The sequence below is a fragment of the Streptomyces sp. NPDC107500 genome (assembly GCF_055582785.1).
Genome location: NZ_JBVJPF010000002.1, coordinates 41461 through 60043 on the forward strand (window position 1 = coordinate 41461; position 18583 = coordinate 60043).

General features: G+C 73.1%; 18 protein-coding genes and 1 tRNA gene. 10 read left to right on the forward strand and 9 right to left on the reverse strand.

What is annotated here, in order from left to right; genetic code table 11:
* Positions 1 to 55: 55 nt before the first annotated feature.
* On the reverse strand, positions 56 to 1090 hold the full coding sequence (locus ACZ67M_RS06325; protein ID WP_469849789.1) for a LacI family DNA-binding transcriptional regulator: 1035 nt from the start codon (positions 1088 to 1090) through the stop codon (positions 56 to 58).
* A 181-nt stretch (positions 1091 to 1271) separates the two neighbouring features.
* Between ACZ67M_RS06325 and ACZ67M_RS06330 the strand changes: the two genes are divergently transcribed.
* On the forward strand, positions 1272 to 2276 hold the full coding sequence (locus tag ACZ67M_RS06330; protein WP_469849790.1) for a Gfo/Idh/MocA family protein: 1005 nt from the start codon (positions 1272 to 1274) through the stop codon (positions 2274 to 2276).
* A gap of 29 nt (positions 2277 to 2305) precedes the next feature.
* On the opposite strand, the gene ACZ67M_RS06335 is transcribed toward ACZ67M_RS06330, so the two are convergent.
* The 5 genes from ACZ67M_RS06335 to ACZ67M_RS06355 all read right to left on the reverse strand — a co-directional run bounded on the left by ACZ67M_RS06335 (position 2306) and on the right by ACZ67M_RS06355 (position 6887).
* Complete coding sequence (locus ACZ67M_RS06335) at positions 2306 to 2719, reverse strand: VOC family protein (RefSeq protein WP_392017816.1); 414 nt, start codon at positions 2717 to 2719, stop codon at positions 2306 to 2308.
* 113 nt (positions 2720 to 2832) lie between these two features.
* Entirely contained in the window at positions 2833 to 3735 is a 903-nt protein-coding gene (locus tag ACZ67M_RS06340; protein ID WP_361367789.1) for a sugar phosphate isomerase/epimerase family protein, read from the reverse strand.
* Position 3736: 1 nt separating this feature from the next.
* Positions 3737 to 4783: an ATP-binding cassette domain-containing protein gene (locus tag ACZ67M_RS06345; protein WP_469849792.1), complete on the reverse strand. Its 1047-nt coding sequence runs from the start codon at positions 4781 to 4783 to the stop codon at positions 3737 to 3739.
* Positions 4784 to 4788: 5 nt separating this feature from the next.
* Complete coding sequence (locus ACZ67M_RS06350; RefSeq protein ID WP_392105158.1) at positions 4789 to 5865, reverse strand: ABC transporter permease; 1077 nt, start codon at positions 5863 to 5865, stop codon at positions 4789 to 4791.
* Positions 5865 to 6887: a sugar ABC transporter substrate-binding protein gene (locus ACZ67M_RS06355; protein ID WP_122616427.1), complete on the reverse strand. Its 1023-nt coding sequence runs from the start codon at positions 6885 to 6887 to the stop codon at positions 5865 to 5867. The genes ACZ67M_RS06350 and ACZ67M_RS06355 overlap by 1 nt, the downstream gene beginning before the upstream one ends.
* Positions 6888 to 7121: 234 nt before the next feature.
* On the opposite strand from ACZ67M_RS06355, the gene iolC reads away from it, so the two are divergent.
* From iolC to ACZ67M_RS06380, 5 genes are read left to right on the forward strand one after another with little or no spacing between them, the layout of a single operon-like run.
* A complete protein-coding gene (gene iolC / locus ACZ67M_RS06360; protein WP_361367781.1) occupies positions 7122 to 8084 on the forward strand; it encodes a 5-dehydro-2-deoxygluconokinase in 963 nt (320 codons plus the stop codon).
* Positions 8085 to 8097: 13 nt separating this feature from the next.
* The gene (locus tag ACZ67M_RS06365; protein WP_385798326.1) at positions 8098 to 8985 is read left to right on the forward strand and encodes a Cgl0159 family (beta/alpha)8-fold protein; all 888 of its coding nucleotides are present in this window, start codon (positions 8098 to 8100) and stop codon (positions 8983 to 8985) included.
* A gap of 23 nt (positions 8986 to 9008) precedes the next feature.
* Entirely contained in the window at positions 9009 to 9905 is an 897-nt protein-coding gene (iolB, locus tag ACZ67M_RS06370) for a 5-deoxy-glucuronate isomerase (protein ID WP_469849795.1), read from the forward strand.
* Positions 9902 to 11776 carry a 3D-(3,5/4)-trihydroxycyclohexane-1,2-dione acylhydrolase (decyclizing) gene (gene iolD, locus ACZ67M_RS06375; protein WP_469849796.1) on the forward strand — a complete coding sequence of 625 codons (1875 nt, stop codon included), beginning with the start codon at positions 9902 to 9904 and terminating at the stop codon, positions 11774 to 11776. The genes iolB and iolD overlap by 4 nt, the downstream gene beginning before the upstream one ends.
* 32 nt (positions 11777 to 11808) lie before the next feature.
* Complete coding sequence (locus tag ACZ67M_RS06380) at positions 11809 to 12594, forward strand: GntR family transcriptional regulator (RefSeq protein ID WP_385798332.1); 786 nt, start codon at positions 11809 to 11811, stop codon at positions 12592 to 12594.
* 27 nt (positions 12595 to 12621) lie between these two features.
* Here the strand turns inward: ACZ67M_RS06380 and ACZ67M_RS06385 are convergent, their stop codons facing one another.
* Positions 12622 to 13998: a sensor histidine kinase gene (locus ACZ67M_RS06385; protein ID WP_469849798.1), complete on the reverse strand. Its 1377-nt coding sequence runs from the start codon at positions 13996 to 13998 to the stop codon at positions 12622 to 12624.
* Positions 13995 to 14681, reverse strand: a complete 687-nt coding sequence (locus ACZ67M_RS06390) for a response regulator transcription factor (RefSeq protein ID WP_385798336.1) — start codon at positions 14679 to 14681, stop codon at positions 13995 to 13997. Before ACZ67M_RS06390 ends, ACZ67M_RS06385 begins: the two co-directional genes overlap by 4 nt.
* A gap of 138 nt (positions 14682 to 14819) precedes the next feature.
* Between ACZ67M_RS06390 and ACZ67M_RS06395 the strand changes: the two genes are divergently transcribed.
* Entirely contained in the window at positions 14820 to 15950 is a 1131-nt protein-coding gene (locus ACZ67M_RS06395; protein ID WP_385798454.1) for a UDP-N-acetylglucosamine--N-acetylmuramyl-(pentapeptide) pyrophosphoryl-undecaprenol N-acetylglucosamine transferase, read from the forward strand.
* Positions 15947 to 16945, forward strand: coding sequence for a GDP-mannose 4,6-dehydratase (locus ACZ67M_RS06400; RefSeq protein WP_361367763.1), 999 nt, complete (start codon positions 15947 to 15949; stop codon positions 16943 to 16945). The genes ACZ67M_RS06395 and ACZ67M_RS06400 overlap by 4 nt, the downstream gene beginning before the upstream one ends.
* 86 nt (positions 16946 to 17031) lie before the next feature.
* On the opposite strand, the gene ACZ67M_RS06405 is transcribed toward ACZ67M_RS06400, so the two are convergent.
* Positions 17032 to 17105, reverse strand: a tRNA-Pro gene (locus ACZ67M_RS06405).
* Between the two features lie 98 nt (positions 17106 to 17203).
* Here ACZ67M_RS06405 and ACZ67M_RS06410 point away from each other — a divergent pair.
* Positions 17204 to 17719, forward strand: a complete 516-nt coding sequence (locus tag ACZ67M_RS06410; protein ID WP_392017802.1) for a DUF309 domain-containing protein — start codon at positions 17204 to 17206, stop codon at positions 17717 to 17719.
* Positions 17720 to 17783: 64 nt separating this feature from the next.
* Positions 17784 to 18554, forward strand: a complete 771-nt coding sequence (cobF, locus tag ACZ67M_RS06415) for a precorrin-6A synthase (deacetylating) (RefSeq protein ID WP_469849800.1) — start codon at positions 17784 to 17786, stop codon at positions 18552 to 18554.
* Positions 18555 to 18583: the final 29 nt, after the last annotated feature.

The window sequence follows — 18583 nt, forward strand, 5'->3', positions numbered from 1 at the left end:
CGGTAGGAGCGGCACCACGCGGGGCGGCGTCACACGCCCGGGACGCCACTCCACGTCACACGGCCGCGGTGCCGGGCGGCATGTTGTAAGGGGTGACGACCTGGATCGCGGAGCGCAGGGGCGGGCCCGCGGGCGGCAGTGCGCCGTGGGCCCGCATCACCGTGCGGCAGGCCTCGCGCAGGTCCTGCCGCAGGTCGTGGTGGAGTACGGCGGACAGGCGGTGCTCGCGCAGCAGGCGGGTGTTGTCCTGGTCGAGGTCGTGGGCGACGAAGACCGCGCAGGTGCGGCCCAGGTCGGCGAAGGCCCGCAGGGTGGCGATGTTTCCGCCGCCGATCGAGTAGACCGCGCGGATCTCCGGATCGCGTTCCAGCGCGGCCCGGACCAGGTCGTACTGGGTGGCGTCCAGTCCCTGGCCCCCGGCGATCTCCACGAGGGCGCGCTCCGGGTGCCGGGCGCGCATGACGGCGCGGAAGCCCATCTCGCGCTCCTCCTCGTTGCGGAAGAAGCCGCTGCTGAGACTGGTGAGGACGTTGCCGGGACGGTCGCCGAGCCACTGGCCGGTCAGATGGGCGGCGGTCGCGCCCGCCGCCCGGTTGTCGATGCCGACGTAGCCGAGCCGGGAGGCGGCGGGCAGGTCCGTCACCAGGGTCACGACGGGCACCCCCGCCGCGGTCAGGCGGCCCACCGCGGCGGCGACCTCGGGGACGTCCGGCGCCTTGAGGATCACTCCCTGCGAGCCGCGCCGGGCGATCCGGTCCAGGACCGCGGTCAGCCCGCCGGCCGGGCCGGTCTCCCGGAAGTGGAAGCGCGAGCGCACGACGGCGGGGTGCAGGGAGGGCAGTTCGGCCTCCAGCGCGGCGCGCACGGCGGTTGAGAAGCGCTCCGGGGACTGCATCACTATGTCGATCATGAAGGTGCGGCCGACCAGCCGGACCTGGGTGCGCTGCCGGTCCAGGTCGGCGATGGCCCGGCGCACCTCGTCCGCCGTGGACGCACGCACCCCGCCGCGACCGTTGAGCACCCGGTCGACCGTGGCCTCGCTCAGCCCCGCCTGACGTGCGATCTCCCTGATCGGGAAGGGATGACCCATGTCCGGCTCCTTGGTGACCCGCTCAGTCCCGCGCGGACGTCTTGAGGGGTTTTTGATGGCTGGCTGCTGGTTGTTCGCGCTGTTTGTCAGGACAAGAATGACAGCACCGTGCCGCCGCTGTCAGCGAGAGGACGACCGGGTACCGGCCACGGCAACCACGCACAAGGAGCAGCGAAAGAACATGCGTATCGGAATCCTCGGCCTCGGCCGCATCGGCGCCTTCCACGCCGAGACCCTCTCCGGACTCGACGCCGTCGACTCGCTGGTCGTCGCCGACCCGTTCGCGGACGCCGCGCGGGCCGCCGCCGACCGGTTCGGCGCCGAGGTCGCCGCCTCGCCGGAAGCGCTGCTGGCCGCCGGTGTGGACGGTGTGGTGGTCGCCGCGGCGACCGACGCCCACCCCGATCTGATCGTGGCCGCGGTCGAGGCCGGCGTACCGGTCTTCTGCGAGAAGCCCGTCGCCCGGACCATGGCGGAGGGCGTAGACGTGCTCAAGGCGGTCGCCGGCCGCGACGTGCCGGTGCAGATCGGCTTCAACCGGCGCTTCGACGCCGGGTTCACCGCCGCCCGGGAGGCGGTGCTGGGGGGCGAGCTGGGCAAGCTGCACACGGTGCGGTCGACCACGCTGGACCCGGCGCCGCCGCCCGCCGCGTACGTCGCCGCGTCCGGGGGCATCTTCCGGGACTGCTCGGTGCACGACTTCGACATCATCCGGTGGGTGACCGGCCGCGAGGTGACGGAGGTCTACGCCGTCGGCGGCAACCGGGGTGCCGAGTACATCAGGGAGGCGGGCGACGCCGACACCACCGGCGCGGTCCTCACCCTGGACGACGGCACGATCGCCGTGGTCTCCAACAGCCGTCACAACGCGCGCGGCCACGACGTCCGCATGGAGCTCCACGGCTTCGCCGACTCCATCGCCGTCGGTCTGGAGGACAGGCTGCCGCTGCGGTCGGTCGAGCCCGGCGTGACCTTCCCGGCGGGTACGCCGCACGACTTCTTCATGGACCGGTTCACCGCCGCCTACCGCGCCGAACTCGCCGCGTTCACCGAGGTCGTCGCGGGCGGGCGGCCCTCGCCCTGCACGATCGAGGACGCGCTGGAGGCGGGCTGGATCGCCGAGGCGTGCACCCTGTCGCTGCACGAGCACCGCCCCGTGACGATCGCGGAGGTGCGGCGGGGCTGAGCCCGGACGGGCCCGGCGAGCCGGCGGGGTCAGCCCGTCGGCTCGCTGATGTTCACCATCCAGGGGATGCCGAACCGGTCGGTGCACATGCCGAAGACGTCGCCCCACATCTGCTTCTCCAGCGGCACGGCGACGGACCCGCCGGCGGACAGCTTCTCCCAGTAGCCGCGCAGCTCGGCCGCGTCGTCGCCGCTGAGGCTCACCGAGAAGTTGGTCCCCGGCGTGTGGTCCATCCCGGGCGGGGTGTCGGCACCCATCAGGGTGAAGCCGCTCGGGGTCTCCAGCATGGCGTGCATGATCTTGTCGGTGTAGGCGGGGTCGGGCATGCCGGCCGAGCCGAAGGTGTTCAGCGCGAGGGTGCCGCCGAACACCTGCTCGTAGAACTCCATCGCCTGTCGGGCGTCGCCGTCGAAGCTGAGGTAGGGGTTGAGTCGCGAGGTCATGACGCCTCCCGGGTCGGGACGAAAGTGCCAGTGCTGCGCACGCTAGCGCGCACCACCGACAACGGCCCGCCGAGCGGCGCACCGGCGGGACCCGCCCGCCGGCGCGGCCGGTCTCAGGCGCCGCAGGAGCGCAGGAACTTCCGGGTGCGCACCGCGATGGGCAGCGGCTTGTCCGGCTCGCAGGGGTACATGTCCTGCTCGACGATGGCGAACAGGTCCACGTCCAGCTTCTGGGCGGCGGTCAGCACCGGGCCCAGCTCCGGCACACCGGCCGGCGGTTCGCACATCACCCCGCGCTGCACGGCCGGCCCGAAGGGCACGCCGCCCGCCCGCACCTCGGCGAGGATCTCGGGGTCGACCTGCTTGAGGTGCAGGTAGCCGATGCGCTCGCCGTAGGTCTCGATCAGTTTGACGCTGTCGCCGCCGCAGTAGGCGTAGTGGCCGGTGTCCAGGCAGAGGTTGACCAGGCCGGGGTCGGTGGCGTCCAGGAAGCGCTCGACGTGCTCCTCGGTGTCGATGTGGGTGTCGGCGTGCGGGTGGACGACGATGTCCAGGCCGTAGGTGTCGCGCACCTCGCGGGCGAGACGTTCCATGCCCTGGGTCAGGTGGGTCCACTGCTCGCCGGTCAGCTCCGGCGGCTCCAGGATCTCGGCGGTCTTGTCGTCGCGCCAGAAGGACGGGATGACGACCAGGTGCTCGGCGTCCATGGCCCGCGTCAGGGCGGCGACGCGGCCGACCTGTTCCCAGGTGGCGTCCCACTCGGAGGGGCCCCGGTGCAGCCCGCAGAAGATGGTGCCCGCGGAGACCTTGAGCCCGCGCCGGGCCACCTCGTCGGTGAGCCGGGCCGGGTCGGTGGGGAGGTAGCCGTAGGGGCCCAGCTCGATCCAGTCGTACCCGGCCTCGGTGACCTCGTCCAGGAAGCGTTCCCAGGGCACCTGCTGAGGGTCGTCGGGGAACCAGACGCCCCAGGAGTCGGGGGCCGAGCCGACGCGGATGCGGTCCAGGGCAGCGGGCATATCAGGTCTTCCCTTCGACGGTGTGCGGTGCGTCGGTGACGGGTGGCGTGTCCCCCGGCACCGTGTCCTGCGCCTTCTCCTCCTTCGGCATCTTCCCCTCCGGCTTCTTCCCCTCCTCCGGCTTCTCCCCCTCCGGCTTCCCGCCCTCCGGCTTCTCCCCCTCCGGTTCCCCGTCCTTCGGCTCCGCGTCCGGCAGCGCCTCCACGTCCACACCGCCGACCTGGGCAAGTTCGTGCTTGAGGGCGGCCAGTTCGGCGCCGCCCGCCATGTGGTTGGTGAGCTGTTCGAGGGTGATGCCCGCGCGGGCGGCGCTGAGTTCGAGGGTGCCCAGGCGCAGCACGCTGAAGTGGTCGCCGACCATGTAGGCGTGGTGGGGGTTGTGGGTGATGAAGATGACGCCGAGGCCGCGTTCGCGGGCGGCGGCGATGTACTTGAGGACCACGCCGGACTGCTTGACGCCGAGGGCGGCGGTGGGCTCGTCCAGGATGAGGACGCGGGCACCGAAGTAGACGGCCCGGGCGATGGCGACGCTCTGGCGCTGGCCGCCGGAGAGGGTGCCGATGGGCTGCTCCAGGTCGTCCAGGACGATGCCCATGTTGCGCAGTTCCTCGTCGGCGGTCCGCTTCATGCGGGCGATGTCGAGGCGGCGCAGCGGCCAGGGGCCCCTGGTCATCTCGGAGCCGAGGAAGAAGTTCCGCCACACCGGCATCAGCGGGATGGTGGCGAGGTCCTGGTAGACGGTGGCGATGCCCCGGGCGAGGGCGTCGCGCGGGGTCGTGAAGCGCACCGGCTCGCCGTCGACGAGGAACTCGCCCTCGGTGTGCTGGTGCAGCCCGGAGATGATCTTGATCAGGGTGGACTTGCCCGCGCCGTTGTCGCCGAGCACGCAGGTCACCCGGCCGGGGTGGACGGCGAGGTCGACGCCGTGCAGGGCGCGGACGTTCCCGTACGCCTTGCCCGTGCCGCGCAGTTCGACGATCGGGCCGCCCTGCCCGGGTGCGGGGTCCGTGCGGACGGCACCGTCGGTGCCGGTGGTCTTGGTGGTCATTTCCGTCACCTCCGGGTCGCCGCACGGCGGACGTACAGGTTGATCAGGACGGCGCCGAGCAGCATCACGCCGAGGAAGGCCTTGAACCAGTCGGGGTTCCAGCCGGCGAAGACGATGCCCTGGTTCACCATGCCGAACATGAAGGCGCCGAAGACCGGGCCGATGGCGGAACCGTAGCCGCCGGTGAGCAGACAGCCGCCGATCACGGCCGCGGCGATGTAGATCAGCTCCTGGCCGACGCCCTCGCCGGACTGCACGGTGTTGAAGGAGAACAACTGGTGCATGCCGACGAACCAGGCGCCGAAGCCGACCAGCATGAACAGCGTGATCTTGGTGAAGGTGACGGGCACCCCGACCGCGCGGGCGGAGTCCTGGCTGCCGCCGACCGCGAAGATCCAGTTGCCGTACTTGGTGCGGAGCAGCACCCAGGTGGCCAGGGCGGCGAAGACCAGCCAGTAGAAGACGGTGATCTTCACCTCGACGCCGCCGATGTCGAAGGACGAGGCGAAGACGGCCTTGGCCTGGTCGAAGCCGTCCATGTCGCTGATGTCGTCGGTGGCGACGTTGCCGGTGACGAGTTTGGTGACGGCGAGGTTGACGCCCTGGAGGATGAGGAAGGTGGCCAGCGTCACGAGGAAGCTCGGCAGGCCGGTCTTCATCAGCACCCAGCCGTTGAACGCGCCGACGGCGAGGGAGACGACGAGGGCGACGATCACGCCCATCCAGACGTTCACGGTCAGCTGGTAGCTGAGCATGCCCGCGGTGAGCGAGGAGGCGACCACGGCGACACCGGCCGACAGGTCGAACTCGCCGCCGATCATCAGCAGGGCCACCGGCAGCGCCATGATGCCGATGGTGGACGACTGGTACAGGACCGTCGCCATGGAGCCGCCGTCGCGGACCGAGGGGGCGGCGATCAGGAAGAAGACGAACACGGCGACGGCGCCGAGGAAGACCCCGACCTCGGGCCGGGCGAGCACCCGCACCGCCACCGGGCGCTCGCGGGTGCGCCCGTCGGTCTCCCTGGGGCCGGGGGCCGGCGGTGTGGTCACCGCCGGCTCAGCCTGTTGGGCCATGCTCATCACCGGGTGCCCTTCGAGGCGAACTCGGCGACGGCCTTCACGTTGGACTCGTCGACGAAGGCCGGGCCGGTCAGCACCGGCTGCTCACCGCCGCCGCTGTAGTTGCCGTTGTTCTTGTAGAGCCAGAGTCCGTCGACGGCCAGGTAGCCCTGGAGGTAGGGCTGCTGGTCGACGGCGAACTCGATGTCGCCCTTCTCGATGGCGCCGGTCAGCTCCTTGTTGAGGTCGAAGGTGGCGACCTTGGCCTCGCTGCCGGACTCGTCCACGGCCTGCACGGCGGTCATGGCGAAGGGGGCGCCGAGCGTGACGAGGTGGTCGATGTCGCCGTCCTGCTTGAGCTTGGCGGTGACGGTCGACTTCACCGAGGGCATGTCGGTGCCGTTGACGTAGAGGTTCTCGATCGAGCCCTCGAAGGTCTTCTTCACGCCCTCGCAGCGCTGGGTCAGGCCGACGTTGCCCTGCTCGTGGATCACGCAGACGGCGTTCTTCGCGCCGTCCTCGTTGAGCCGCTTGCCGAGCGCCTCGCCGGCCACGCTCTCGTCCTGGCCGAAGAACTCCATCAGGCCGAGCTTCTTCCAGTCGGCGAGACCGGAGTTGAGCCCGACCACGGGTATGCCGGCCTTCTCCGCCTTGCCGAGGACGCTCTTCAGGGCGTCCGGCTTGGCGAGGGTGACGGCGATGCCGTCGACCTTCTGGTCGATCGCGTTCTGCACCAGGTTGGCCTGGTTGCCCGCGTTCGGGTCGGCGGAGTAGACGAGCTTGACGTTGTCCTTGGCGGCCGCGGCCTCCGCGCCCTTGCGGACGATGTCCCAGAAGGTGTCGCCGGGCGCCTGATGGGTCACCAGGGCGACGGTCATACGGGGGGTGTTCGCCTTGCCCGCGGAGGCGCCCGAGTCTCCCTCCTCGTCGGCCTTCTTCCCGCCCGAGCTGCTGGAACAGCCGGCGAGGGTCAGGGCCGCGGCGGCGGCGAGGGCCACGGCGGGGGCGAATCTGCGGGAGCGGGCGTGCGAAGAGCGGTCCATCTTTCCTGCACCTCACTGTGCGACTGTGCGACGGGAAGCCGTGTGCCAGACCGGAGAAGAACGGCTGTGGCGCTGGGACCGGATACAAGTCCTTGGGGCGCCCGCTGTCAATACTTTGTCAAGACATCATTTCACTCACAGGTCCGAATGTAAGTACAAACTATTGACAGCGTCGTCCAGGAGTCATACACCTGGGAGGCGGCAGGCCCCCGCCCAGCCCGAGGAGCGTCGCACATGGCCGAGTCAGTCCCGCGTTTCGATCTGATCACGATGGGCCGCATCGGGGTCGATCTCTATCCCTTGCAGACGGGCGTACCCCTGGCGGAGGTTGAGACCTTCGGCAAGTTTCTCGGCGGCTCGGCCTCGAACGTGGCGGTCGCCGCCGCCCGCCTCGGCCGCGCCACGGCCGTCATCACCCGGACCGGGGACGACCCGTTCGGCGGCTATCTGCACCGCGCGCTCCAGGAGTTCGGCGTCGACGACCGCTGGGTCACCCCCGTGGCCGCCCACCCGACCCCCGTGACCTTCTGCGAGATCTTCCCGCCGGACGACTTCCCCCTGTACTTCTACCGCCGCCCCAAGGCCCCCGACCTGGAGATCCACCCCGAGGAGCTGGACCTGGACGCGATCCGCGCCGCCCGCATCTTCTGGATCACCGGGACGGGGCTGAGCGAGGAGCCGAGCCGCGCGGCGACCCTGGCCGCGCTCGCCCACCGCGCCAAGTCCGGCACCACCGTCTTCGACCTCGACTGGCGGCCGATGTTCTGGGCCGACCCCGACCAGGCCCGCCCGTACTACGCCGAGGCGCTGCGGCACGCGACCGTCGCGGTCGGCAACCTGGACGAGTGCGAGATCGCCACCGGCGTCCGCGAGCCGCGGGCCTGCGCCGAGGCGCTGCTGGCCGCCGGTGTGGAGCTGGCCGTCGTCAAGCAGGGGCCGAAGGGCGTCCTGGCCGTGCACCGCGACGGCCGCGACGCCGAGGTGCCCCCGGTACCGGTCGAGGTGGTCAACGGCCTCGGCGCGGGCGACGCGTTCGGCGGCTCGCTGTGCCACGGTCTCCTCTCCGGCTGGGAGCTGGAGCGGATCATGCGGTACGCCAACGCGGCCGGCGCCCTCGTCGCCTCCCGACTCGCCTGCTCCTCCGCGATGCCCACCGGGGCCGAGGTCGACGACCTCCTCGCGCGAGCCACTCCCTGAACGGAGCAACCCCTTGTCCTTCAGCATCCCCGACCTCACCGCGGTCAGAGCCCGGCGTCCGGAGGCGGTCGCCGAGGCCGCGGCCCGCCGTACCCGCCGGCCGCTGATCGGCGACTCCGGCCGGCTGATGATCGTGGCGGCCGACCATCCGGCCCGCGGCTCGCTCGGCGTCGGCGACCGGCGGCTCGCCATGGCCAACCGGGCCGACCTGCTGGAGCGCCTGTGCACCGCGCTGTCCCGGCCGGGCGTCGACGGCGTGCTCGCCACCGCCGACGTGCTGGACGACCTGCTGCTGCTCGGGGTGCTGGAGAACAAGGTCGTCATGGGGTCGATGAACCGCGGAGGTCTCGCGGGCGCCGCCTTCGAGATGGACGACCGCTTCACCGGTCACCGCGCCGAGGACATCGCCCGGCTGCGCTTCGACGCGGGGAAGCTGCTGCTGCGCGTCGACTACGACGATCCGGGCTCGCTGGCCACCATGGAGGCCGCCGCCCGCGCCGTGGACGCCATGGCGGAACGCCGGCTGCCGCTGTTCGTGGAGCCCTTCATCTCCCGGCGGGTCGACGGCCGGGTGCGCAACGACCTGTCCGCCGAGGCCGTCACCCGCTCCGTCGCCATCGCCTCCGGTCTCGGCGGCACCTCGGCCTACACCTGGCTGAAACTGCCCGTCACCGACGACCCGGAGGACATGGGTGAGGTCCTGGAGACCTCCACGCTGCCCGCCGTACTGCTCGGCGGCGACATAGGCGGCTCGCCCGCCGACCAGACGGCGGCCTACGAGCGCTGGCGCAAGGCGCTCAGGCTGCCCACCGTGCAGGGCATGGTCGTCGGCCGCTCGCTGCTCTACCCGGCCGAGGGCAGCGTCGAACAGGCGGTGGACACGGCCGTCGGACTGCTGTGACCGAAGAGACGGAGGAGCGGACGATGACCCATCACCTTCCCGCCGGCAAGGCGGCCGCGGACGGCCCGTACACCGTGGAGGTGACCCCCGAGAGCGCCGGCTGGGGCTACTCCGGACTGCGCGTGCTGACCCTGCCGCCCGGCGGCGGCCACACCTTCGACAGCGGCGAGAGCGAGTGGATCGTCCTGCCGCTGAGCGGCGGCTGCACCGTGGCGACCGCCGACGACTTCGGTCAGGAGACCTTCGAACTCACCGGCCGCGACAGCGTGTTCAGCGGGGTGAGCGACTTCGCCTACGTGCCGCGCGACGCCCGTACGACCGTGACCTCCCCGGGCGGCGGCCGCTTCGCCCTCACCGGCGCCCGCTGCACCCGCCGCCTGCCCGCCCGATACGGCCCGGCGTCCTCGGTCCCGGTGGAGCTGCGCGGCAGCGGGAACTGCTCGCGGCAGGTCAACAACTTCGGCGCGGCCGGGGTGTTCGAGTGCGACAGGCTGATCGCGGTCGAGGTGATCACCCCGGGCGGGAACTGGTCGTCGTTCCCGCCGCACAAGCACGACGAGCACCGTCCGGGCGAGGAGTCGGTGCTGGAGGAGATCTACTACTTCGAGTTCGCGGAACACGAGGGGACCCCCGGTCTCGGCTTCCAGCGGGTCTCCCCGTCGGGGCGCGGACAGGGCACGGACGTGCTCGCCGAGGTGCGCGACGGAGACGTGGTCCTCATCCCGGACGGCTGGCACGGACCGTCGATGGCGGTCCCCGGCCACGACATGTACTACCTGAACGTCATGGCGGGCCCGGAGGCCGAACGCGCCTGGCTGATCTGCGACCACCCCGGGCACGCCTGGATCCGCGACACCTGGCCGGACCAGGCCGTCGACCCCCGACTCCCCCTCTACACCGCACCGGAGAGGTCCGCATGAGCGCCACCGGCACCCGCCGACTGACCACCGCCCAGGCCCTGGTGCGCTTCCTGGCCGCGCAGTACACCGAACGCGACGGCGTACGGCACCGCCTGATCGCCGGCACCTGGGGCATCTTCGGCCACGGCAACGTGGCGGGCGTCGGCCAGGCCCTCGTCGAGTACGGCGGCGTCATGCCCTTCCACCAGGGGCGCAACGAACAGGCCATGGTGCACGCCGCCGTCGGGTACGCCCGGCAGCTCAACCGCCTCTCCGCACAGGCGGTGACGACGTCCATCGGCCCCGGCGCCACCAACCTGGTCACCGGCGCGGCCCTGGCGACCGTCAACCGCCTGCCGGTCCTGCTCCTGCCGGGCGACTACTTCGCCTCGCACGCCGCGGACCCGCTGCTCCAGCAGCTGGAGCACCCGGTCGAGGCCGACGTGTCGGTCAACGACGCCCTGCGTCCCGTCTCCCGGTACTTCGACCGGATCGGCCGCCCCGAGGCGCTCCTCGCCTCCGCGCCGCGGGCGATGCGGGTGCTGGCGGACCCGGCCGAGACCGGCGCGGTCACCCTCGCGCTGCCGCAGGACGTGCAGGCGGAGGCGTTCGACTGGCCGGAGGAGTTCTTCGCCGACCGCGTCTGGCGGGTACGGCGGCCGGCACCCGACCCCGAGGAGCTGGCCGAGGCCGTCCAGGCGCTCCGCGCGGCCCGGCGCCCGCTGATCGTCGCGGGCGGCGGCGTCCACCACAGCGAGGCCGAAGCGGCGCTGAAGGCGCTGGTCGACGCCACCGGCATCCCGGTCGCCTCCACCCAGGCCGGCAAGGGCGCCCTGCGCCACGACCATCCGGCCGACCTCGGCGGCATCGGCCACACGGGCACCGCCGTCGCCGACGACCTGGCCCGCACCGCCGACGTGGTGATCGGCGTCGGCACCCGCTACTCGGACTTCACCACGGCCTCCGGCACCCTCTTCCAGAACCCTGGCGTCCGCTTCCTGAACCTCAACATCACCGCCTTCGACGCCCACAAGCTCGCCGCCCGCACCCTGGTCTGCGACGCGCGGGCCGGGCTCACGGCGCTGACCGAGGCGCTGTCCGGCCACCGGGTGCCGTCGTCGTACGAGGACGAGTACCGGGCCGGCCGGACCCGCTGGGAGGAGAAGGTGCGGGCCGCCCTCCGGGCCGACGACGACAGCGCCGTGCCGACCCAGACGCAGGTGCTGGGCGCGCTGGACGAGGTGGTCGGCGACGAGGACGTGGTGATCAACGCGGCCGGTTCGCTCCCCGGCGACCTGCACAAGCTGTGGCGGTCCCGCTCACCGCGCCAGTACCACCTGGAGTACGGCTACTCCTGCATGGGCTACGAGATCCCGGCCGCGCTCGGCGTCCAGCAGGCCGCGCCCGGCACGGCGGTGTGGGCCCTGGTGGGCGACGGCACGTACCTGATGAACCCGACCGAGATCGTCACCGCCGTGCAGGAGAACCTGCCGGTCAAACTGGTCCTGGTGCAGAACCACGGCTACGCCTCGATCGGCGGCCTGTCCGAGTCGGTGGGCGCCGAGCGGTTCGGCACCGACTACCGCCACCGCGCCGCCGACGGCACCTTCACCGGCGCCCCGCTCCCCGTCGACCTCGCTGCCAACGCGGCCAGCCTCGGCATGGACGTGCTGCGCGCCAAGACCGTGCGGGAGCTGCGCGAGGCGCTGGCCACTGCCCGCGCGGCGACCCGCCCGACCTGCGTCCACGTCGAGACCGCGGCGGCCCGCGACGCCCTCCCGGCCGAGGCCTGGTGGGACGTGCCGGTGGCCGAGGTGTCGGCCCGCGAGCCCGTCAACGACGCCCGCGCACGGTACGAGCACGCGGTCGCCGACCGCCGCCACCACCTCTGACACCCCGTCATCCACGCAACGGAGGTACGTCCATGGCGAAGACCGGCGACCGGGCACGTGCCGTGACCGCCCCCGCGCTGAGCACCCTGGACTTCGCCCTCGACCGGAGCAGTCCCGTGCCGCTCTACTACCAGCTGGCCCAGCAGCTGGAGGGGGCGATAGAGCACGGGGTCCTCGCGCCGGGGAACCTGCTGGGCAACGAGGTCGATCTCTCGGTCCGGCTGGGCCTGTCCCGGCCGACCGTCCGGCAGGCCATCCAGTCCCTGGTCGACAAGGGCCTGCTGGTCCGGCGGCGCGGCGTCGGCACCCAGGTGGTGCACAGCCAGGTCAAGCGCCCGCTGGAGCTGAGCAGCCTGTACGACGACCTGGAGGCGGCCGGGCAGGGTCCCGGCACCGTGGTGGTGCGCAACGAGGGCGTCCCGGCCCCCGCCGAGGCGGCGGCGGCGCTCGGCGTCGCGGAGGGCGACGAGGTCACCGTCCTGGAGCGGCTGCGCCTCACCCACGGCCAGCCGGTGGCGCTGCTGTGCAACTACCTTCCGGCGGGGCTGCTGGAACTCGACGCCACACGGCTGGAGTCGACCGGCCTGTACCGGCTGATGCGCGCGTCCGGGATCACCCTGCACAGCGCCCGCCAGACCGTCGGCGCCCGCATCGCCACCCGCGAGGAGGCCGAGCGCCTCGACGAGCGGGAGGGCGCCGCGCTGCTGACCATGCGGCGCACCGCGTACGACGACACCGGGCGCCCGGTCGAGTACGGGACGCACGTCTACCGCGCGTCCCGGTACGCCTTCGACTTCCAGCTGCTGGTCAGGACCTGACGTCTGACGCGGGCGCGTGGGCCGGTCTCAGAAGCTGAGCCGGAACAACGCCCCCGCGCCGGGGGCGCGTTCGGCGGTGAGTTCGGCGCCGTGGGTGCGGGCGATCTGGCGGGCCATGGCCAGTCCGAGGCCCGAACCGGGCAGCGCGCGGGCGGAGGGTGCCCGGTAGAAGCGGTCGAAGATGTGCGGCAGGTCCTGGCCGGCGATGCCGGGGCCGTGATCGCGCACGGTCAGCTCCCGTTCGGTCAGGGCGACCTCGACCGTGCCGCCGGGCGGGCTGAACTTGGCCGCGTTGTCCAGCAGGTTGCCGAGCAGCCGGGCCAGCCGGGCCGGGATGCCGGGGCGCAGCAGGCCGGCCGCGCGGTCGGTGACGTCCAGGGTGAAGGTGATGCCGGGCCAGCGTTCGCGGGCGCGGGTCAGGGCGTGCCGGGTGAGCGCGGCGAGGTCGATCTGTTCGAGGAGCGGCTGCGGTTCCTCGTCCCGGGCCAGCTCGATGAGGTCGTTCACCAGGGTGGTGACGTCCTCCAGTTGCCGGACCAGGGCGCCGGCCGCCCGTTCGCGCCGGTCGGCGGGCAGGCGGTCGGCGCGGGTGAGGAGTTCCGCGTTGGTGCGCAACGCGGTCAGCGGGGTGCGCAGCTCGTGCGAGGCGTCGGCGATCAGCCGGCGCTGTGCCGTCACCGACCGCTCCAGCTCGTCGAGCATCGTGTTGAAGGTCGTCGCGAGCCGGGTGATCTCGTCGTCCCGGTGCCGGCCGGGTCCCGGACCGGCGGGCAGGTCGATGCGGTGGCGCGGGTCGCGGGTGGCGGCGACCCGCTCCGCCGTGGCCGTGAGCCGGGTGACGGGGGCGAGGCCGGTCCGGGAGACGGCGTAGCCGAGCAGTCCGGCGACGACCACGCCCGCCGCGCCGATGCCGCCGAGCAGCCACGCGGCCTGGTGCACGCCGCGCTCGGCCACGTCGGAGCGGAGCGCGACCTGGACGGCGGTGCCGTCGCCGAACGTGGTGGTCAGCATGCGCGCGGGGTGCCCGTCGACGGTGATGTTCCGGTAGTAGGGCGCGTGGCGGCCGGCCGCCACCTCGCGGACGGCCGGGGACACGGGCAGGACGTACGGCTCGGCCGGGTCGTCGGCCGGATCGGGCGGCACGGTCTGGGCACAGGCGGGAGCGCCCAGGAAGCGGCACTCGCCGCGGTGCACGGTGGGCCCGGCCTCCCGGCTCTGCTGGGCGACGAGGGTGGCCGACTGGGCGAGGTTCTGGTCGACCTGCTGGTAGAGCTTGTAGCGCAGGACGAAGAAGGCGGCCGTGCACACGCCTACGGTCACGAGGACGACGGCCGCCGACGCCGCCAGTGCCAGCCGGGAGCGCAGCCGGCGCGGGCGCGGCAGGAGGCGCCACGGCCCGTTCACGCCGCGCCCAGGCGGTAGCCGACCCCGTGCACGGTGTGCACGAGACGCGGCTCGCCCTCCGCCTCCAGCTTGCGGCGCAGGTAACCGACGTAGACGGCGAGCGAGTTGGAGCCGGGGCCGAAGTCGTGTCCCCAGACCCGTTCGAAGAGGGTCTCCCGGGTGAGGACCTGCCCGGGGTGGAGCAGCAGCTGCTCCAGCAGCGCGCACTCGGTCCGGCTGAACTCGATGGCCCGCTCGCCGCGCCGTCCGGTCCGGGTCTCCGGGTCCACCACCAGGTCGGCGTACGACAGGAGGCCGGCCGGCTGCTGGGCGCCGGTGTCCGCCCGGCGCAGCAGGGCCCGCACCCGGGCGGTCAGCTCGTCCAGCGCGAACGGCTTGACCAGGTAGTCGTCGGCGCCGGCGTCCAGGCCGTCGACGCGTTCGCTCACCGAGTCCAGCGCGGTCAGCACCAGCACCGGGGTCCGGTCGCCGACGCCGCGCAGGCGGCGGCAGAACGCCAGGCCGTCCAGTACCGGCATCATCACGTCGACGACCACGGCGTCCGGCTGCCAGGCGGCGACCTCGGAGAGGGCCGCGAGGCCGTCGGCGGCGCCCCGCACGGCGTAGCCCTCGACGGTGAGGCCGTCCTCGACGGCGGCCCGCACCTCGGGCTCGTCGTCGACCACCAGAATTCTTCTCAGCACGCGCCCAGCCTGCCAAAGGAGTGTCTTAAAACCTTCTTAGGCCGGCTTGTGACCGTGGCGGCCATGTTCGGATCCTCCTCCGGCCCGGCCCACGTGCCGCCCGCCGGACCTCACAGTCCTCCGCCCCGGCTGTCCGTGGTGATCGGCGCGGGCGGTACCGGTGGGCACATCTACCCCGGTCTCGCCCTCGCCGACGCGCTGCGCCGCGCCGTACCGGCCGCGGAGATCTCCTTCGTCGGCACCACCCGGGGCCTGGAGACCCGGCTCGTCCCGCAGGCCGGTTACCGGCTGCACACCGTCGACATGATCCCCTTCGATCCGAGCCTCGGCGCCCGGCGCTACCTGCTGCCCTCGGCGCTGGTGCGGTCCGCCGGGCAGTGCCGGACGGTGCTGCGCGAGCAGCGGGCCCAGGTGGCGGTCGGCATGGGCGGCTATCCGAGCGCCCCGGTGATCCTCGGTGCCCGCTGGTCGGGCCTGCCGAGCCTGATCCACGAGTCCAACGCCGTACCGGGCCGCGCCAACCGTTTCGCCGCCCGGCTCACCCCGCACGTCACGGTCGCCTTCGACCGTTCCCGCTCGGGCCTGGCCGGCGGCGAGAACGCCCGTGTCGTCGGCATGCCCATCGCGGCGGCCCTCGCCGGGCTGGACCGCGCCGCCCGGCGCCCCGAGGCACGGCGGGCGCTGGGGGTGCCGGACGGGGCGCGGCTCGTCGTCTTCAACGGCGGCAGCCTGGGCGCCGCGCGGCTCACCGAGGCCGCGACCGAGCTGGCCCGGCGCTGGCGCCACCGCACGGACGTGCACCTGCTGATCAAGACCGGGCCGGACGCGCTGGAAGAGGCCCGGTTCCGGCTCGCGGGCAGCGAGGTGGCCCGCGTGGTGCCGTACCTGGACCACATGGACCAGGTGTACGCCGCCGCGGACCTGGTGGTCTGCCGGGCCGGTTCGGCGACGGTCGCCGAACTCGCCAGCACCGGCGTGCCCGCGGTGCTCGTGCCCTACCCGCACGCGCCCGGCGACCACCAGACCCACAACGCGCGGGTGCTGACCGACGCCGGGGCCGGCCTGCTGCTGTCCGACGCCGAGACCTCGGCGGCGCGGCTGGCCGAACTGATCGGACCGCTGCTGGCCGATCCCGCCCGGCTCGCGGCGATGGGGTCGGCCGCCGACCCCGGCCCGCACGCGTACGCCGCCGACCTGCTCGCCGCCGAGGTACTGCGCCTCGCCGGCCACCCCCTGCCGGCCTTCGACCCCTTGGAGCGCACCCCGTGAACCACACCCCCGACTGGACCGGCCGCGAGGTCCTGGTCACCGGAGCCGAGGGTTTCATCGGCTCGGCCCTGGTCGACCTGCTCGTCGCCCGCGGCGCCCGGGTCCGGGCGTTCACGCACTACAAGCCGTACGCCGAGAAGGGCCACCTCGCCCACCTCCTCGGCCACCCGCTGGTCACGACGGTCACCGGCGACGTCCGCGACGCCGGCCGCGTGATGGACGCCGTCGACGGCTGCGACACCGTCTTCCACCTCGCCGCACTGATCGGCATCCCGTACAGCTACGACTCGCCCGGCGCCTACGTCCAGACGAACGTCGTCGGCACCGAGAACATCGCCGAGGCCTGCCGGCGCCACCGGGTGCGCCGCCTGGTGCACACCTCCACCAGCGAGGTGTACGGCACCGCCCGGACGGCGCCGATCAGCGAGAGCCACCCGTTGCAGCCGCAGTCGCCGTACTCCGCGTCCAAGATCGGCGCCGACATGATGGCGCTGTCCCACTGGCACGCCTTCGAACTGCCGGTCACCGTGGTGCGCCCCTTCAACACCTACGGCCCCCGGCAGTCCGCCCGCGCGGTGATCCCCGCGATCCTCGCCCAACTGCACTCCGGGGCCCGCACGATCAGGCTCGGCTCGCTCACGCCCACCCGGGACTTCACCTACGTCACCGACACGGCGCGGGGCTTCCTGGCGATGGCCGACTGCGACCGGGCTCTCGGGCAGGTGGTCAACCTCGGCTCGGGCCGGGAGATATCCATCGGGGACCTGGCGCAGGCCCTCACCGTCGCCGCGGGCAGCGACGCGGAGATCGTCGTGGATCCCGCCCGGCTGCGCCCGAGCGGCAGCGAGGTCCAGCGTCTCCTGTCCGACAACTCCCGCGCCCGCCGGTGGGCGGGCTGGGAGCCGCAGGTCGGCCTGGCGGACGGGCTGCGCCGGACGTCGGCGTGGGTGAAGGAGCACCTGGAGCTGTTCGCGGCGGAGCGCTACCAGGTCTGACCCGGCGCTCCCGCGGCCGCGGCGGCCGGGAATGTGAGAAGGACCTCCGCGGGCCCATACCCGCGGAGGTCCTTCTTCGGTCACCGTCGGGACGACAGGATTTGAACCTGCGACCCCTTGACCCCCAGTCAAGTGCGCTACCAAGCTGCGCCACGTCCCGGTGCCCACGCGCGGTGCGACCGCGCGATCACGCGACAGCACCTTACCGCACCCACCGGGCCACGCCTAAGCGGGACGGGCGGGGGGACAATCGGCCGTATGGACAGCACAGCATCGGACCGCCCGGCCGACGCCCGCGACCGGGACGAGGAGGGGCGGGCGCGCAACGCCCGGCCGCGCGACGGGCTGGGGCGCCCGCTGCCGTACGGCGCGGACGGCGTCGCCCGCCAGCCGGAGGGCGTCGTACGGGCGCCGGACGCGACGGTCGCCGAGGCGCAGCGGCTGCTGGACGAGGGGAAGCCGTTCCACGCGCACGAGGTCTTCGAGGACGCCTGGAAGTCGGGCCCCGAGGAGGAGCGGCAGCTGTGGCGCGGGATGGCCCAGCTCGCGGTGGGCCTCACGCACGCGGCCCGCGGCAACGGCACCGGCGGGGCCAGGCTGCTGCGGCGCGGGGCGGGCGCCGTGACGGAGTGGGCGGCGTCGGACGCCGGACGGCAACGGCCGTACGGGGTGGATCTCGGCGCGGTCGCCGGGTGGGCCGTGGAGCTGGCGGGGGACGTGGAGGGCGGCGCGTCCGTGGACGCGGGGGCGCGGGCGCCGCGGCTGCGGGGCTGAGCCGCACGGGCCGGGCAGGCGGCCCGGTCCGGGGGCTGCCGTCGGCGTACGGCAGACTCGTGGGGTGCGGAAGATTCATGTGATCGGTATCGGTGCGGGCGACCCCGACCAGCTGACCCTGCAGGCGGTCAGGGCGCTGCGGAGCACGGACGTGTTCTTCGTCCTGGGCAAGGGCGAGGTGAAGGACGACCTGGTGCGGCTGCGCCGGGACATGCTGGAGACGCACGTACCGGAGGGCACGTACCGGGTCGTCGAGGCCCGCGACCCGGAGCGGGACCGGAGCGCGGAGGGCGCGGCGTACTCCCCGGCCGTCGAGGACTGGCGGCTGGCCCGCGCCGGCATCTACGAACGGCTGATCGCCGAGGAGCTGGGCGAGGACGAGAGCGGCGCGTTCCTGGTGTGGGGCGACCCGTCGCTGTACGACAGCACGCTGGGCATCCTGGAGGAGGTCCTGGGGCGCGGCACGGTGGCCTTCGAGTACGACGTGGTGCCCGGCATCAGCAGCGTCTCGTCACTGGCCGCCCGGCACCGGACGGGGCTGAACCGGGTGGCGCGGCCGGTGCAGATCACCACCGGGCGGCGGCTGGCGGAGGGGTTCCCCGAGGGCGTCGACGACGTCGTGGTGATGCTGGACGCCCACCAGACCTTCCGGCGGTACGCGGACCAGGACCTCGACATCTACTGGGGCGCCTACCTGGGCACCCCGGACGAGATCCTCGACTCGGGTCCGATCGCCGAGGCCGGTCCGCGCATCGAGCGGCTGCGCGCCGAGGCGCGGGAGCGCAAGGGCTGGATCATGGACACGTACCTGCTGCGGCGGCGCCCCGGAGCCTAGGCTCCGGCGCACCCGGGCGGACCGTCCCC

Excerpts from the sequence above, each read along its gene's own strand:
- ACZ67M_RS06325 (WP_469849789.1), bottom strand. The coding sequence starts at position 1,090 with ATGGGTCATCCCTTCCCGATCAGGGAGATCGCACGTCAGGCGGGGCTG.
- ACZ67M_RS06330 (WP_469849790.1), top strand. The coding sequence starts at position 1,272 with ATGCGTATCGGAATCCTCGGCCTCGGCCGCATCGGCGCCTTCCACGCC.
- ACZ67M_RS06335 (WP_392017816.1), bottom strand. The coding sequence starts at position 2,719 with ATGACCTCGCGACTCAACCCCTACCTCAGCTTCGACGGCGACGCCCGA.
- ACZ67M_RS06340 (WP_361367789.1), bottom strand. The coding sequence starts at position 3,735 with ATGCCCGCTGCCCTGGACCGCATCCGCGTCGGCTCGGCCCCCGACTCC.
- ACZ67M_RS06345 (WP_469849792.1), bottom strand. The coding sequence starts at position 4,783 with ATGACCACCAAGACCACCGGCACCGACGGTGCCGTCCGCACGGACCCC.
- ACZ67M_RS06350 (WP_392105158.1), bottom strand. The coding sequence starts at position 5,865 with ATGAGCATGGCCCAACAGGCTGAGCCGGCGGTGACCACACCGCCGGCC.
- ACZ67M_RS06355 (WP_122616427.1), bottom strand. The coding sequence starts at position 6,887 with ATGGACCGCTCTTCGCACGCCCGCTCCCGCAGATTCGCCCCCGCCGTG.
- iolC (WP_361367781.1), top strand. The coding sequence starts at position 7,122 with ATGGCCGAGTCAGTCCCGCGTTTCGATCTGATCACGATGGGCCGCATC.
- iolB (WP_469849795.1), top strand. The coding sequence starts at position 9,009 with ATGACCCATCACCTTCCCGCCGGCAAGGCGGCCGCGGACGGCCCGTAC.
- iolD (WP_469849796.1), top strand. The coding sequence starts at position 9,902 with ATGAGCGCCACCGGCACCCGCCGACTGACCACCGCCCAGGCCCTGGTG.
- ACZ67M_RS06380 (WP_385798332.1), top strand. The coding sequence starts at position 11,809 with ATGGCGAAGACCGGCGACCGGGCACGTGCCGTGACCGCCCCCGCGCTG.
- ACZ67M_RS06410 (WP_392017802.1), top strand. The coding sequence starts at position 17,204 with ATGGACAGCACAGCATCGGACCGCCCGGCCGACGCCCGCGACCGGGAC.